14 protein-coding genes and 4 tRNA genes are annotated in these 14,026 nt (G+C 39.0%); 5 read left to right on the forward strand and 13 right to left on the reverse strand.

Annotated features, from left to right (window positions below; genetic code table 11):
• Window positions 1-84: 84 nt before the first annotated feature.
• Window positions 85-1,401, reverse strand: a complete 1,317-nt coding sequence (locus DV427_RS06010) for an NCS2 family permease (protein WP_114891647.1) — start codon at window positions 1,399-1,401, stop codon at window positions 85-87.
• A gap of 233 nt (window positions 1,402-1,634) precedes the next feature.
• Here DV427_RS06010 and DV427_RS06015 point away from each other — a divergent pair, with 233 nt between their 5' ends.
• A complete protein-coding gene (locus DV427_RS06015) occupies window positions 1,635-2,165 on the forward strand; it encodes an inorganic diphosphatase (protein ID WP_005630160.1) in 531 nt (176 codons plus the stop codon).
• A gap of 118 nt (window positions 2,166-2,283) precedes the next feature.
• On the opposite strand, the gene DV427_RS06020 is transcribed toward DV427_RS06015, so the two are convergent.
• The 4 genes from DV427_RS06020 to DV427_RS06035 form a co-directional block, all read right to left on the reverse strand.
• A tRNA-Lys gene (locus tag DV427_RS06020) sits at window positions 2,284-2,359 on the reverse strand.
• A 19-nt stretch (window positions 2,360-2,378) separates the two neighbouring features.
• Window positions 2,379-2,465, reverse strand: a tRNA-Leu gene (locus tag DV427_RS06025).
• A 27-nt stretch (window positions 2,466-2,492) separates the two neighbouring features.
• Window positions 2,493-2,566 (reverse strand) — tRNA-Cys (locus DV427_RS06030).
• A gap of 6 nt (window positions 2,567-2,572) precedes the next feature.
• A tRNA-Gly gene (locus DV427_RS06035) sits at window positions 2,573-2,648 on the reverse strand.
• A gap of 246 nt (window positions 2,649-2,894) precedes the next feature.
• Between DV427_RS06035 and DV427_RS06040 the strand changes: the two genes are divergently transcribed.
• From DV427_RS06040 to trxA, 3 genes are all read left to right on the forward strand, one after another.
• The gene (locus DV427_RS06040; protein WP_162790272.1) at window positions 2,895-4,004 is read left to right on the forward strand and encodes a methionine biosynthesis PLP-dependent protein; all 1,110 of its coding nucleotides are present in this window, start codon (window positions 2,895-2,897) and stop codon (window positions 4,002-4,004) included.
• Window positions 4,005-4,016: 12 nt separating this feature from the next.
• Window positions 4,017-5,012: a 2-hydroxyacid dehydrogenase gene (locus DV427_RS06045; RefSeq protein ID WP_005634049.1), complete on the forward strand. Its 996-nt coding sequence runs from the start codon at window positions 4,017-4,019 to the stop codon at window positions 5,010-5,012.
• 119 nt (window positions 5,013-5,131) lie between these two features.
• Window positions 5,132-5,455 carry a thioredoxin gene (gene trxA / locus DV427_RS06050; protein ID WP_005627940.1) on the forward strand — a complete coding sequence of 108 codons (324 nt, stop codon included), beginning with the start codon at window positions 5,132-5,134 and terminating at the stop codon, window positions 5,453-5,455.
• Between the two features lie 100 nt (window positions 5,456-5,555).
• On the opposite strand, the gene DV427_RS06055 is transcribed toward trxA, so the two are convergent.
• The 6 genes from DV427_RS06055 to DV427_RS06080 form a co-directional block, all read right to left on the reverse strand.
• Window positions 5,556-6,020, reverse strand: a complete 465-nt coding sequence (locus DV427_RS06055) for a peroxiredoxin (RefSeq protein ID WP_114891649.1) — start codon at window positions 6,018-6,020, stop codon at window positions 5,556-5,558.
• Complete coding sequence (locus DV427_RS06060) at window positions 6,013-7,182, reverse strand: cobalamin-independent methionine synthase II family protein (protein ID WP_114891650.1); 1,170 nt, start codon at window positions 7,180-7,182, stop codon at window positions 6,013-6,015. The genes DV427_RS06055 and DV427_RS06060 overlap by 8 nt, the downstream gene beginning before the upstream one ends.
• Window positions 7,183-7,235: 53 nt before the next feature.
• Complete coding sequence (locus tag DV427_RS06065) at window positions 7,236-8,042, reverse strand: phosphate/phosphite/phosphonate ABC transporter substrate-binding protein (protein WP_114891651.1); 807 nt, start codon at window positions 8,040-8,042, stop codon at window positions 7,236-7,238.
• Window positions 8,043-8,055: 13 nt separating this feature from the next.
• Window positions 8,056-9,183: an acyl-CoA dehydrogenase family protein gene (locus DV427_RS06070; RefSeq protein ID WP_114891652.1), complete on the reverse strand. Its 1,128-nt coding sequence runs from the start codon at window positions 9,181-9,183 to the stop codon at window positions 8,056-8,058.
• Window positions 9,184-9,294: 111 nt separating this feature from the next.
• Window positions 9,295-10,083 (reverse strand): TatD family hydrolase, encoded by a 789-nt coding sequence (locus DV427_RS06075; RefSeq protein WP_114891653.1) that lies wholly within the window; start codon window positions 10,081-10,083, stop codon window positions 9,295-9,297.
• Window positions 10,084-10,137: 54 nt separating this feature from the next.
• Window positions 10,138-10,647, reverse strand: coding sequence for a peptidylprolyl isomerase (locus tag DV427_RS06080; RefSeq protein ID WP_005634038.1), 510 nt, complete (start codon window positions 10,645-10,647; stop codon window positions 10,138-10,140).
• 102 nt (window positions 10,648-10,749) lie between these two features.
• Here DV427_RS06080 and cysS point away from each other — a divergent pair, with 102 nt between their 5' ends.
• Entirely contained in the window at window positions 10,750-12,129 is a 1,380-nt protein-coding gene (cysS, locus tag DV427_RS06085) for a cysteine--tRNA ligase (protein WP_114891654.1), read from the forward strand.
• Between the two features lie 76 nt (window positions 12,130-12,205).
• Here the strand turns inward: cysS and DV427_RS06090 are convergent, their stop codons facing one another.
• Complete coding sequence (locus DV427_RS06090) at window positions 12,206-13,075, reverse strand: ferritin-like domain-containing protein (protein ID WP_114891655.1); 870 nt, start codon at window positions 13,073-13,075, stop codon at window positions 12,206-12,208.
• Between the two features lie 11 nt (window positions 13,076-13,086).
• Window positions 13,087-13,947 carry an acyl-CoA thioesterase II gene (gene tesB, locus DV427_RS06095; RefSeq protein ID WP_114891656.1) on the reverse strand — a complete coding sequence of 287 codons (861 nt, stop codon included), beginning with the start codon at window positions 13,945-13,947 and terminating at the stop codon, window positions 13,087-13,089.
• Window positions 13,948-14,026: the final 79 nt, after the last annotated feature.

Below are 14,026 nucleotides of genomic sequence, written 5' to 3' on the forward strand. Positions count from 1 at the left end.
CACACTAAAAAGTGCGGTAAAATTTTACCGCACTTTTGTGATTAAAATTAAGGGGATGGGTTTTTCCCTTTCTTATTTCTGTTACTAAATCGCCCAACCGCCTGCATAGAATGCAACGAGTACGATTGCAATAATCACAGTACCTACATTTAAGCGTTTAATATCGCCGCTCACGATTCTTCCAATCACTAATGCCGCAAAACCTAACATAATACCTGTTACGATGTTGGCGGTAAGCACGATAAATACTGCGCAGATTAATCCGCTCATCGCACCAACGAAATCATCGAAATCTAATTTGCTTACATTGCTTAACATTAATAAACCAACGTACATTAATGCTGGGGCAGTTGCGTAGCCTGGCACTAAGAAAGCTAATGGTTGGAAGAAAAGCATTAATAGGAATAACACACCAACAACGATTGCAGTAATACCTGTTTTACCGCCTGCTGCTGTTCCTGCTGCCGATTCAATATAAACGGCAGCTGGTGCTGTACCGAATAAACCTGAGAATAAGCTACTGATTGAGTCTGAAGTTAAAGCTTTACCGCCATTGATAATTTGACCATCCTTATCAAGCAAGTTAGCTTGACCTGCAACTGCGCGAATTGTACCAGTTGCGTCAAATACTGCGGTCATCACGAGAGCAAATACCACGGGCAAGATTGCAGGTTGTAGTGCGCCCATAAAATCTAATTGTAAGAAAAGAGAGTTTTCGCCAAAAGTTGGCATTTTGAAAATTTCTCCGCCAAATTTTACATTTGGATCAAAAATTAAACCGACAATAGTAATAGCTATAATTACCCATAAAATACCGCCTTTAATTTTCATTTTTTCAAGACCAATAATTAACGCTAAACCAATTAAGGACATCATGACTGGGAATGAAGTAAAATCGCCTAATTTTACTGGTAAGCCAGCTTGATTGCTAACAACTAAACCAACGCCGTTTGCCGCAATTAAAAGTAAAAATAATCCGATACCAATGCCTGCTCCATGAGCAATACTGGATGGTAAATTACGTAAGATCCATGCACGGATTCCTGTGGCAGAAATTAAGGTAAACACTACCCCCATTAAGAATACTGCGCCTAGGGCAACAGGAATAGCGACCTTTTGACCAATCACTAAGCTAAATGCTGTAAAAGCTGTAAGAGAAATTGCACAACCAATTGCCATTGGTGCATTTGCCCATAAGCCGATTAAGATAGAGCCTAACCCTGCAACTAAACAGGTGGCAATAAAGACAGATTCCGCAGGAAAACCTGCAGCACCTAGCATATTAGGTACCACGATTACAGAATAAACCATTGCTAAGAAAGTGGTTAAACCCGCGATAATTTCTTGACGAACAGTTGAACCACGTTGCTTGAGCTCAAATGTTTTTTCTAAAGTTGGCATAGTGTTCCTTAAAGTTGAGTGAAAAATTGAAGTGAATAAGGTGCGCTATTTTACATCATAAAAATGAGAAGTAAACGTTTGCGTGAGTTTTGTTTAGGATAAAGTGCGGTCAAAATTATGAATAGTTATGAAATAATTTATTTGCTGATTTTCTCTACAAATGAGACTGCGAGTCAGCAGAAAAACTGCTATACTTGTCGCGTTTTTTAACTTGATAAAATGAAGGAAACAAAATGGCTGATTTTAATCAAATTTTAACGCCAGGCGATGTAGATGCTGGCATTATCAATGTAGTAAATGAAATTCCAGAAGGTAGCTGCCATAAAATCGAATGGAATCGTAAAGTTGCAGCATTCCAATTAGATCGTGTTGAGCCAGCAATTTTTGCAAAACCAACTAATTATGGTTTCATTCCACAAACTTTAGATGAAGATGGCGATGAGTTAGATGTGTTATTAATCACTCGTCAACCATTAGCAACAGGTGTATTCCTTGAGGCTAAAGTAATTGGTGTCATGAAATTTGTTGATGATGGCGAAGTGGATGACAAAATCGTTTGTGTTCCAGCAGATGATCGTGATACAGGAAATGCCTACAATTCATTAGCAGATTTACCGGCAAACTTAATTAAACAAATTGAGTTCCATTTCAATAACTACAAAGCACTTAAGAAACCTGGCTCAACGAAAGTAACTCATTGGGGCGATGTAGAAGAAGCGAAAGAAGTGATTCGTGAGTCTATTAAACGTTGGAATGAGCGTTAATTAATAAATACATTTGATTGTAAAAGTCCCTGATTCTTTGAGTCGGGGATTTTTTATAATAAGTTTCAAGAATTTAGACAATAAAAAAACACCTTTCGGTGCTTACTTTATTTTTAAGTGGTGGGTCGTGAAGGATTCGAACCTTCGACCAACGGATTAAAAGTCCGCTGCTCTACCGACTGAGCTAACGACCCACTGATATCATTTTTTAAATGGTGCCCGAAGCCAGACTTGAACTGGCACGCCTCGAAAGGCGAGGGATTTTAAATCCCTTGTGTCTACCGATTCCACCACTCGGGCATATAGACAACTAACATTTGCGTATTATGGAGGCGTGTCCCGGAGTCGAACCGAGCTACATGGATTTGCAATCCAGTGCATAACCGCTTTGCTAACACGCCACGAATTGGAGCGGGAAACGAGGCTCGAACTCGCGACCCCGACCTTGGCAAGGTCGTGCTCTACCAACTGAGCTATTCCCGCATTCGCTGTTAGTGGTGCGCATTTTACGGAAATTCAGATAAGTGTCAATTACAGATTTAAAAAAATTATCTAACCGTTTAAAAAAAGTTCATTTTGTTCAAATAAATCACAGAAAATGATGGAAAAATGGAATTTTATGTAATTTTCTAATTTCTACTTTTATCACTTTTTCCTTTGTGCCAAAATGCTAAACGTTTTTTAGCACATAAAGTGCGGTTGATTTTTTCATTATTTTTAGAGGATGTTATGACACAACAATATGCTATCGATACTTTATTAGCTCAAGCAGGCAATCGCAGTGATGAGCATACGGGCGCGGTTTCTACACCAATTTTTCTTTCTACGGCTTATGGTCATTATGGTATCGGTGAAAGTACGGGATTTGATTACACGCGTACCAAAAACCCAACTCGTACAGTATTAGAAGAAACGATAGCTAAATTAGAGAATGGAGATCGTGGCTTTGCGTTTTCTTCTGGTATGGCTGCCATTCAAGTTTTGATGACGCTTTTCACCGCACCAGATGAATGGATCGTTTCTAGCGATGTGTATGGTGGTACTTATCGACTATTAGATTTTTCTTATAAAAATAACAATAGTGTAAAACCTGTTTATGTCAATACAGCATCTGCTTATGAAATTGAGGCGGCAATTAACCCAAATACAAAAGCGATTTTTATTGAAACCCCATCAAATCCTTTAATGGAAGAATGTGATGTGGTTGAAATTGCAAAACTTGCGAAAAAATATAATTTGATGTTGATCGTGGATAATACGTTTCTAACGCCTGTGCTTTCTCGTCCGTTAGATTTAGGTGCGGATGTGGTAATTCACAGCGGGACTAAATATATTGCTGGTCATAATGATGCACTTGTTGGTTTAATCGTTGCAAAAGGGCAAGAACTTTGTGATCGCATTGCTTATATTCAAAATGGTGCAGGTGCGGTGCTTTCACCGTTTGATTCTTGGCTAACTATTCGTGGTATGAAAACTCTTTCTTTGCGTATGAAACGCCATCAAGAAAATGCACAAGCTATTGCGGAATTTTTAAAAGCTCAACCACAAGTGGAATCAGTGCTTTATCCAAATAAAGGTGGGATGTTGTCTTTCCGTTTGCAAGATGAAGCTTGGGTTAATACATTCTTAAAATCCATCAAATTGATTACTTTTGCAGAAAGTCTAGGCGGCACAGAAAGTTTTATTACTTATCCTGCCACTCAAACTCATATGGATATTCCAGAATCTGAGCGTGTAGCTCGTGGGATTACTAATACCTTGCTGCGTTTTTCAGTCGGTATTGAAGATGTAGAAGATATTAAAGCGGACTTATTACAGGCTTTTGCAAACTTAAAATAATTGGAGCAAACCATGAAGATTGCAATCTATAGCACTAAAAGTTATGACAGAAAATATATTGAGCTCATTAACGCGAAATATAATTTCGATTTAGAATTTTTTGATTTTATGTTGAACGAGAGCACTGCACGTTTAGCAGAACATTGCGAAGTAGTATGCATTTTCGTGAATGATAATGGTAGCAGAAAAGTATTAGAAAAATTAGCCGCACTTGGTGTGAAAATCGTGGCTTTGCGCTGTGCCGGTTTCAATAATGTTGATTTAAAAGCCGCTCAAGAATTGGGCATTCAAGTTGTACGGGTTCCAGCTTATTCGCCTGAAGCAGTGGCAGAACATACCATTGGTTTGATGATGACACTGAACCGTCGAATTCATCGTGCTTATCAGCGTACCCGAGAAGCGAATTTCTCTCTTGAGGGATTAATTGGTTTCAATATGCACGGACGCACGGTCGGTGTGATCGGAACAGGAAAAATCGGGATCGCAGTGATGCGCATTTTGAAAGGTTTTGGCATGAATATCTTGGCGTACGATCCTTTCAAAAATCCAGTGGTAGAAGAACTGGGTGGACAATATGTTGAATTAGATGAACTTTATGCTAAATCTCATGTGATTACGCTTCATTGCCCGGCAACGCCAGAAAACTATCATTTATTAAATCGCGAGGCTTTTGCCAAAATGAAAGATGGCGTGATGATCGTGAATACGAGTCGCGGTTCTTTGATTGATACTCAAGCTGCAATTGATGCGTTAAAACAGCGTAAAATCGGTGCGTTAGGTATGGACGTTTATGAGAATGAGCGTGATTTATTCTTTGAAGATAAGTCTAACGAAGTGATTCAAGATGATATTTTCCGTCGTTTATCTTCTTGCCATAATGTATTGCTGACAGGCCATCAAGCATTTTTAACCGAAGAGGCACTAACCAATATTGCGGATGTGACTTTATCAAATGTTTATAAATTGAAATCGGGTAAAGTGTGTGAAAATATTGTTTTGCCGTCTTAGCTTTTGGCAATTAAAACGATTAGTTTACATTTTTTAAAACGGTGTTATTCTGCACCGCACTTGTAAGTTTAAAAAAAGCCCTTATATAGGGATTCCATTCACAAAATAAGGAAAACAAAATGAGCGAAGTATTACACATTAATGACGCAGATTTTGAAAGTGTTGTAGTTAATTCAGATATCCCCGTTTTATTAGACTTTTGGGCACCTTGGTGTGGTCCTTGCAAAATGATTGCACCAGTGTTAGATGAACTTGCGCCTGAATTTGCTGGTAAAGTTAAAATCGTGAAAATGAATGTCGATGACAACCAAGCAACACCAGCACAATTTGGTGTTCGTAGTATCCCAACATTATTATTGATTAAAAATGGTCAAGTTGTTGCAACTCAAGTTGGTGCATTACCAAAAACTCAATTGGCTAACTTCATTAACCAACATATTTAATCGTTGCTTAAAGCTATAAGTAAATTTAGAGCATTGATAAGATTGCCCCTTAATGGGGCAATTTTTTTGTCTGAAATTTTGATGGACGACCTGATGAGAATCAAAGCACTTGCTCAAATTCTATATTTAAAGGAAAGGCTTTGGTTATCGTGTTGTAAATAAAACAACAGCGTAATGCGTTTTGCGTGAGTTGTGTGAAGATATCATCGGTTAAATCCGATGAGATAAAAATTTTAATTTTTCCGTCATTAATGACAGGCTGCTCACTATAGCCGCGAACGCCGAGTAAGGTTAAAGGATTGGTGAGGTTGAGCCAAATTTTTCCTTCCATTTCTACAATATCGGCTCGTTGTTGAGCAAAATGCGCTTTTACACTGCTCAAAATGCCCCCTAAAATAGAAACAGCGAAATAATCCACCGCGCTTTTTTGTAATGATTGGTTATCGAAATTGACTTGTGAATAGAGCGAAATACTGTCATTCGGTGTGAATAATTTAATTTCTTCTCCGCGTAATACGGCTCGATATTTAGCGGTAAAACATTCACTTTCAGGTACGTTATACATAACGTTCCCTCAATATTGATTTTGCTTCATTTAATACCTTAAGTTTGGCTTCAATAATGTCAAATCCATTTAAAGGGCGGTTAGAAAAAGTGGCAAATCCACAATCTGGATTTAGCCAAATTTGCTCTGGTGGAAGGTAATTTAAGGCTTTTTCTGCACGCTGAACAATCTGTTCTACGGTTTCTACTTCATCAGAACGAGGATTGATGACGCCTAAGCCTAAAATACATTTTTGTCTTAAGATTTCACTTTCTAATAACGAACTTAATTCTCCCGCTCTTGGCGTAGAAAATTCGAGCATTAAAATATCAGGTAATGCCGATTCAAATAAATCTACTAATGATGTATAAGGCCCGCGCAGTAATACGCTTTCATCTTTGCTCCAGTTGCCTCGGCATACATGTAATGCGGTTTTGATATTTTTATTTCTTGCATACTCAAAGATTTGAGTAATTAAACTTTTCGCAAACTGTAGCTCTGCTGCAAAATCTTGTTTTTCGCTTAACGCCGCACACATAAATGAACGTGTTTGATGATGGCTAAAAATAACTTCTGTCAAAACAGGCTCATCAAATTGAACTACGCTTACGCCTAGCTCACACAAATGATCAATTTCTTGCTTTAAGATAGCAACAACATCTTTTGCCATTTCTTCTTTTGATGAATAATATTGCCCTGACACAGGCGAAAGCCACATGGAGCGAGCCATTAAGTAAGGCCCAGGCAAGGTTGCTTTAATTGGTTGCTTGGTTAGATTTTTCAGTAGCAACATTTCATCTGCTACTAAAGATTGTTTGTAGCTGATTTTTCCCACGCAAATAGCATTTTTTATGGAAAGTGCGGGAACATCCAAGGTTTCTAGCATCGATTCAAAAACTTGCTTTTCTTTAATGTGATCGAGCATTTCACTCATGCTCATTAAGGTCGCGCCTTGAATTTTTTGTGCAATAAAAGAAAGGTAATTGTCGCGAAGTAATTCACCGCTAGTGATGATATCAATGCCAGTGCGTTGTTGAAGTGCGACAATTTGTTTCGTTTCTTGAACAACGATTTGCTCAAGCTCTGTAGTGGTTATTTTGCCGAGTGCGTGCTTTTTACGAGCCATCAAAAGTGCTTGGCTACGAGGCATTGAGCCTAAAAGGGAAGTTGTGAAAGGTTTCATAGAAAATCCACAATGATGGGCGTTTATTACACGCCCATCATGACATATTGATATTACAAGAATTTTAAATATTCATTGGCAGCTTGTAATTGAGCAAAACCTTTTGTTCTACCCGCAACCCAACGTTTTAATCCTTCCAAATCCATCATTTCTTTATGTTCTGGATTGTTGTAATCCATTTTGAACAAGGTTTCGGTGAATGCATTGAATTTGGTTTCATCTAATCCCACGCGTCCACTAAAAATACAATGGTCAAATGATGGTGTTTTTGCGAGTACTCGAACTGCTGCTGGATCGAGTGTGCCATCTTTTGTCCAACGTTCAAAGTTGAAATCTAACATCCATGTTGCCGCGACTTGGCGATCTTTTAATGCATTAGCTGCATCTAATTCACCGCCTACATGATCGCCGTGCAAACCAACACCCACATCAAAGCGTTTTTCTACATAATCTTGACCAAACTCTAAGCCATGTTGATGTAAAAACTCGATTGGAATTAACCGCGCTTGTGGAGAATCAATCGCACCAAAAGCAATAGTTTTATTTTTTAAATCTTCAATCGATTGGATAGTTGGGTCATTAACAACTAAATAGCTTTGACGATCTTGGTCGGTATCACGCATGGCACCATTTAAGGTTTTACCGCCACTACGTAAGTAACCATCTAGCCAAGCTAGAGGTGAGTTCCACGCCACATCAATTTCATTATTGAGTAACGCATCAACTTGTCCTTTGTAGTCTTTGAAATACACGGGTTCAATAGGGAAGCCTTCTTTTTCGAAAAAGTCTGCAATAATTCCCCAAATCACTGTCACTTGTGGGGCGTAGATTACCGCCCCAATTTTTAATTTCTCACTCATTTTTCACCGCACTTTATGGAATTTGTTGACCTGTAATGGCTTTACCTAACCAAATATTTAGCACATCGACACTTGGTGCCATCACTTGACTTGCTAATGCATCGCGTAAATAGCGTTCCATTGGCCCCATTTTGTTATAGGCCTTACCACCGCCAATACGCATACCAATTTGTGCAAGGGTAATCGCATTTTCGCTCGCAAGAATTCGGGCAGCTAATAATTTAGCTAATGCATCAGCATCACCTTCTGTGGCTGCACGAGCCGCATCTTGCGTAGCACATACAGCAGCGTTTGTATTTGCATAGATTTTAGCTAAGTGAATTTGCACGGTTTCGATTTCAGCTAATGCAGTGCCAGATGTGTATTTACGGTGTGTTGAATGTTTAATTGCGTCAGTAAGCACGGCTTTACAGACGCCACTATAGACAGCTGCCAAACCGCAAATAAAGGCTGGTGCAATGCCACCAAATACTTGTTCTGCGCCTGTGCCAACTTCACCAATACGCCAGCTACGATCTAATGGCATATCGGTCATTCGCATAAAGCAAGAGACATTGCTACGCATACCTAAGCCATTCCAGCTATCGGCTTCAAAAGTTAAGCCTTGAGTACCAAGTGGAAGCACCCAGTTATCAATAGTTTCACCATTTTCCGAAGGCAAAAGCGCTAAATAATAAGATGCATAATTGCCCGATGTCACCATGGATTTTAAGCCATTGAATACTGCATGTTCAGCATTAAATTGTGCGGTTGCATCGGTAATATAGAAGTGAGTACCTGTGCCTAATTCACTATAGGCGAGTGCGGCAAAGGTTTGATTTTGAACAATGTCAGAAAAGATTTTTTGTTTGAGTTGATTGCTGCCGAATAGATTTAAACAATTCACTGCAACATTACTCATCATGTAACAGAGACCAGCAGAGGCTGAACTTTCTGCTAACGCCATACAGACTTCAGCATGTTCTTTCAGGGTTAATCCCATTCCGCCGTATTCTTTCGGAATTAAAAGTGAAAACCAACCGGCTTTACCTAATTCCTTAAATGCCTGAACAGGAAATTCTTTTTTTTGATCGAGTTCGTCGGCGTAAGGCTCAATAAACTGTTCCGCTAACTTTCTCACCTGAGTATAGATTTGCGACATAATATATCCTTATTGTGTGTTGAGAAAAACTTTCTACAAGGCGGATATTATTATGCTCAGTTTCTTTTTTCTAGTATTTAATTCAAAATAATTTCAGTAATGTGATGTGGATCAAGAAAAAATCTGGCAAGCATTTTCCCATGTGACTTTTTTAATCAATTCAGCCGGTTCATTTCTTAAGGTGCAAAGGGCTTTGAAACTTTCCACAATACGTTCTGGTCGATTAGGTTGGCCTTGAAAACCAAATACAGGCATATCTGGACTGTCTGTTTCCAACACTAAGGCGTCAAGTGGTAGCTTTGCAATCGCTTGACGAGTTTTATTGGCGCGTTCATAAGTGATAGTGCCGCCAACCCCGATTTTATAACCTAAATCAACAAAGCGTTTTGCTTGATCGTAGCTTCCTGAAAAACCGTGTACCACGCCAAGTTTGGATAATGGAATACGTTTTAAAAAAGTAAAAATTTGATCATGGGTTTTTCGACTGTGAATATTGACGGGTAAATTAAACTGTTTTGCCAAATAAAGTTGGCTTTCAAAAAAATGACATTGTTTTGCCCAAAGTTCATCGGTGAGCAAATCGGGAATCGCGCGTTCCAAACCAATTTCTGCCACCACCGTGCAATTTGCATCACGATTTTTTAAGGTTTGTTCTAACAGAATCAAATCATTTTCGGCGTGTTCTTGAATATAAAGAGGATGGAGCCCAAGCCCATAGCACAAATTATCAGGAAAAAGTGCGGTCATATTTTTGATTGTTTTAAAATCAGCTTCTTTCACCGCCACAATCAGTATTTTTTGCACATCGGCTTGCTTAGCATTATCAACAAGCTGTGACAAAGGCTCCCCAGTAAATTGTTGGAGATAATCGAGATGCGTGTGAGTGTCGAAGAAAGGCATGAGCATTTTCCTTTAGGTTGATAAAAAATGGCGGAATTCATCCGCCATTCACAATTATTCTACTGAAACCGATGTAATCACTACATCTTCAGTTGGAACATCTTGATGAAAGCCTTTGTTGCCTGTTTTCACTTTTTTGATTTTATCAACAACATCCATCCCTTCAACCACTTCACCAAATACCGCATAGCCCCATTCTTGAACGACTTCGCGGCCAAACATTTCTTTTGAACGATAATTTAAGAAATCGTTGTCTGCCACGTTAATGAAAAATTGTGCGGTCGCAGAATGTGGATCTGAAGTGCGAGCCATTGCAATGGTTCCACGTTTGTTACTTAAACGATTGTTCGCTTCATTTTGGATTGGTGCTTTAGTTGCTTTCTCGCGCATACCGCTTTCCATACCACCACCTTGAATCATAAAGCCATCAATAACACGGTGAAAAATTGTGTTATTATAAAAACCGTCTTTACAGTAATTTAAGAAGTTTTCTGCTGTAACTGGAGCTTTATCAAAATCCAATTTAATTTTAATGTCGCCAAAGTTTGTGTGTAACGTAACCATTTTGTTTTCCTTCTGAAAAATTAAGGGTCGTATTATTCCACAATCGAGGTAAAAGTGCTATAAAAGTGCGGTTTGTTTTTATTTCATTTTACGAGCTTAAAAATGCTAAAAATTTTCAATACCTTAACGAGAGAAAAAGAAATCTTTAAACCTATCCACGAAAATAAAGTGGGAATGTATGTTTGTGGCGTCACTGTTTATGATTTGTGCCATATCGGTCATGGACGCACTTTTGTGTGCTTTGATGTGATTGCCCGTTATTTGCGTTCTTTGGGTTACGATTTAACTTATGTGCGCAATATTACGGACGTAGATGACAAAATTATTAAACGTGCGTTAGAAAACAAAGAAACCTGCGATCAACTTGTGGATCGTATGGTGCAGGAAATGTATAAAGATTTTGATGCACTTAATGTATTACGCCCTGATTTTGAACCTCGCGCTACGCATCATATTCCAGAAATTATTGAAATTGTGGAAAAATTAATTAAACGCGGACATGCTTATGTTGCGGATAATGGCGATGTGATGTTTGATGTGGAAAGCTTTAAAGAATACGGCAAATTATCTCGTCAAGATCTTGAGCAATTACAAGCCGGTGCACGTATTGAAATCAATGAAATCAAGAAAAATCCAATGGATTTCGTGCTTTGGAAAATGTCGAAAGAAAACGAACCAAGTTGGTCTTCTCCTTGGGGTGCAGGGCGTCCAGGTTGGCACATTGAATGTTCAGCGATGAACTGCAAACAGCTTGGTGAACATTTTGATATTCATGGCGGTGGCTCTGATTTAATGTTCCCTCACCACGAAAATGAAATTGCACAATCTTGCTGTGCGCATGGTGGACAATATGTTAATTATTGGATCCATTCCGGCATGATTATGGTGGATAAAGAAAAAATGTCGAAATCCCTCGGCAATTTCTTCACTATTCGTGATGTATTAAATCACTATAATGCAGAGGCTGTACGTTATTTCTTATTAACGGCACATTATCGTAGCCAGCTCAATTATAGCGAAGAAAACTTGAATTTAGCGCAAGGTGCGTTGGAACGTTTATACACGGCTTTACGCGGAACAGAGCAAAGTGCGGTTGCTTTTGGCGGGGAAAATTTTGTCGAAACTTTCCATGAAGCAATGGATGATGATTTTAATACGCCAAATGCACTTTCTGTTTTATTCGAAATGGCGCGTGAAATTAACAAGTTAAAAACAGAAGATGCTGAGAAAGCCAATGGGCTTGCTGCACGTTTGCGTGAATTGGGGGCAATTTTAGGATTACTTCAACAAGATCCAGAAAAATTCTTACAAGCAGGTTCTGACGATGATGAAGTGGCAAAAATTGAAGCACTGATTAAACAACGCAATGAAGCCCGTGCTGCTAAAGATTGGCCTGCCGCAGATGCAGCGCGTAATGAGCTTACCGCTATGGGTATCGTATTAGAAGATGGTCCGAATGGAACAACTTGGCGTAAGCAATAAGTTCAAATGTTAAATCACTTTCATTAAATTAAAAAGACTAAGTTCAGAATGTAATAGAACTTAGTCTTTTGTTCTTTCATGATTTCTTAATATAGGATTTCAAGGTTTGTTCCACTTCATAAATCCAATCCAACTCATGCTGCGTGAAACCGGCTTGAATACGAGCATCGGTATTAATTACACCTTTAAAAATTACAATACGGTATTTGTGTAACAGCTCAGTAAAGCATTTCATCGCATCCAAACCACGTTTTTTAGAAAGTGCGTTATACCAATGATTGCCGATATACACATGGCCAATTTCATCGCGCAAAATAATATCCAAAATGTTCACTGCGGCAAAATCTTTACGTTGTGCGATTTTCTCTTGCAGAACAGGTGTTGCATCGAGGCCCCGAGCTTCTAATACACGAGGAACTAACGCCATTCGTTCCCAAATATCGTGCGCGGTGGCTTGCGCCATTTCCCATAATCCAGCATGAGCTTCAAAATCACCATATTGATAACCCAATGTTTTCAAATGTTCATTGACTAAGGAAAAATGCGTGCTTTCTTCACGAGCGACACGCAGCCAATCTTTCACAAAAGCCAAACCTTCGCCAAGTTCTTCTTGTGCATTACGCCCGAATCGCCAAGCCGCATCTAAGCCTAAATTAATCGCATTAAACTCAATATGTGCGATAGCGTGCAATGTGGCAGCATAGCCTTCTTTTGTGGCAAAAGAACGTTTTGGCACATCTTTCGGTGCAACTAAGAGCGGTTTTTCAGGAAAAGCGGCAATATTATCTTGTGGCATGATTTCGGGAAAATCTTCTAATTTTATCAACTGAATTTGTGGCAGAAGATTATCGTAGAGATCATTGACTAAACGACATTTTTCTTGTGGATTTGCTGTTTTCAGTGCGGTTTCAACTTGTTGCCAAAATTGTGTAATAAGTGCGGTCATTTTTTTCTCTCTTATTCGTTAAAACGGATCAAGCCTTCTTGTTGTGTTGTTGCAATTAATTGACCATCTTGCGAGAAAATCTGCCCTCGTGCCAAACCACGACCGCCAAACGCATTATTGCTTTCAATTGCGTGCAAATGCCAGTGATTTAAATCAAACGGACGATGGAACCAAATACTGTGATCAATGGTTGCCACTTTCATTCCTTTTTGTAAAAAGCCTTTTTCGTGCGGATGAAGTGCGGTCAAAATACAGTGAAAATCGGAAAAATAAGTCAATAAACATTGCTGAATTTTTATATCAAGCGGCGTTTCACCATTGGTTTTAAACCACGAATATTGCTCCGCAGGCAATTTTGTCCCGTTAAATGGGTTATTCAAATATTTGGTACATACCTCAAATGGACGCTCTGCTGCAAATTTTTCATTGAGTGGTTCTGGCAAGGTTTGAGCTACTTTTTGTAGCATCACATTTTCATCCGTAAAGTCTTCAGGTGCGCCAGCATTCGGCATGGTATTTTGATGTTCAAAACCTTTTTCAGGCACTTGGAAAGAAGCGGTTACATGACAAATGGTATTTTTATGTTGAATGGCTTTTACGCGTAATGCAGAAAAATTACGCCCTTCGCGCAAGGTTTCCACATCGTAAATAATCGGATATTGGCTGTCTCCAGGGGCAAGAAAATAGGCATGACAAGAATGTAAAATGCGATCTTCTGGCGCCACCTGCATTGCCGCTGATAATGCTTGAGCGACCACTTGCCCGCCAAATACTTGGCGAAAACCTAAATCTTGGCTTTCTCCACGAAAGATTAAATCATCAATTTTTTCAAGTTTAAGGAGATGAATGAGGTTATTGAGAATATCTGACATATTGCTTTCCTCGAGGATAAGAAAAAGTGCGGTTATTTTAGCGGAGATTTTGGGGAATGCCAAAGTTGTAAACAAAAAG

The organism is Haemophilus haemolyticus, assembly GCF_003351405.1.
GTDB lineage: Bacteria > Pseudomonadota > Gammaproteobacteria > Enterobacterales > Pasteurellaceae > Haemophilus > Haemophilus haemolyticus_N.

Bases quoted from the DNA above. Each gene is read 5' to 3' on its own strand.
- DV427_RS06010 (WP_114891647.1), bottom strand. From the start codon at position 1,401: ATGCCAACTTTAGAAAAAACATTTGAGCTCAAGCAACGTGGTTCAACT.
- DV427_RS06015 (WP_005630160.1), top strand. From the start codon at position 1,635: ATGGCTGATTTTAATCAAATTTTAACGCCAGGCGATGTAGATGCTGGC.
- DV427_RS06040 (WP_162790272.1), top strand. From the start codon at position 2,895: ATGACACAACAATATGCTATCGATACTTTATTAGCTCAAGCAGGCAAT.
- DV427_RS06045 (WP_005634049.1), top strand. From the start codon at position 4,017: ATGAAGATTGCAATCTATAGCACTAAAAGTTATGACAGAAAATATATT.
- trxA (WP_005627940.1), top strand. From the start codon at position 5,132: ATGAGCGAAGTATTACACATTAATGACGCAGATTTTGAAAGTGTTGTA.
- DV427_RS06055 (WP_114891649.1), bottom strand. From the start codon at position 6,020: ATGTATAACGTACCTGAAAGTGAATGTTTTACCGCTAAATATCGAGCC.
- DV427_RS06060 (WP_114891650.1), bottom strand. From the start codon at position 7,182: ATGAAACCTTTCACAACTTCCCTTTTAGGCTCAATGCCTCGTAGCCAA.
- DV427_RS06065 (WP_114891651.1), bottom strand. From the start codon at position 8,042: ATGAGTGAGAAATTAAAAATTGGGGCGGTAATCTACGCCCCACAAGTG.
- DV427_RS06070 (WP_114891652.1), bottom strand. From the start codon at position 9,183: ATGTCGCAAATCTATACTCAGGTGAGAAAGTTAGCGGAACAGTTTATT.
- DV427_RS06075 (WP_114891653.1), bottom strand. From the start codon at position 10,083: ATGCCTTTCTTCGACACTCACACGCATCTCGATTATCTCCAACAATTT.
- DV427_RS06080 (WP_005634038.1), bottom strand. From the start codon at position 10,647: ATGGTTACGTTACACACAAACTTTGGCGACATTAAAATTAAATTGGAT.
- cysS (WP_114891654.1), top strand. From the start codon at position 10,750: ATGCTAAAAATTTTCAATACCTTAACGAGAGAAAAAGAAATCTTTAAA.
- DV427_RS06090 (WP_114891655.1), bottom strand. From the start codon at position 13,075: ATGACCGCACTTATTACACAATTTTGGCAACAAGTTGAAACCGCACTG.
- tesB (WP_114891656.1), bottom strand. From the start codon at position 13,947: ATGTCAGATATTCTCAATAACCTCATTCATCTCCTTAAACTTGAAAAA.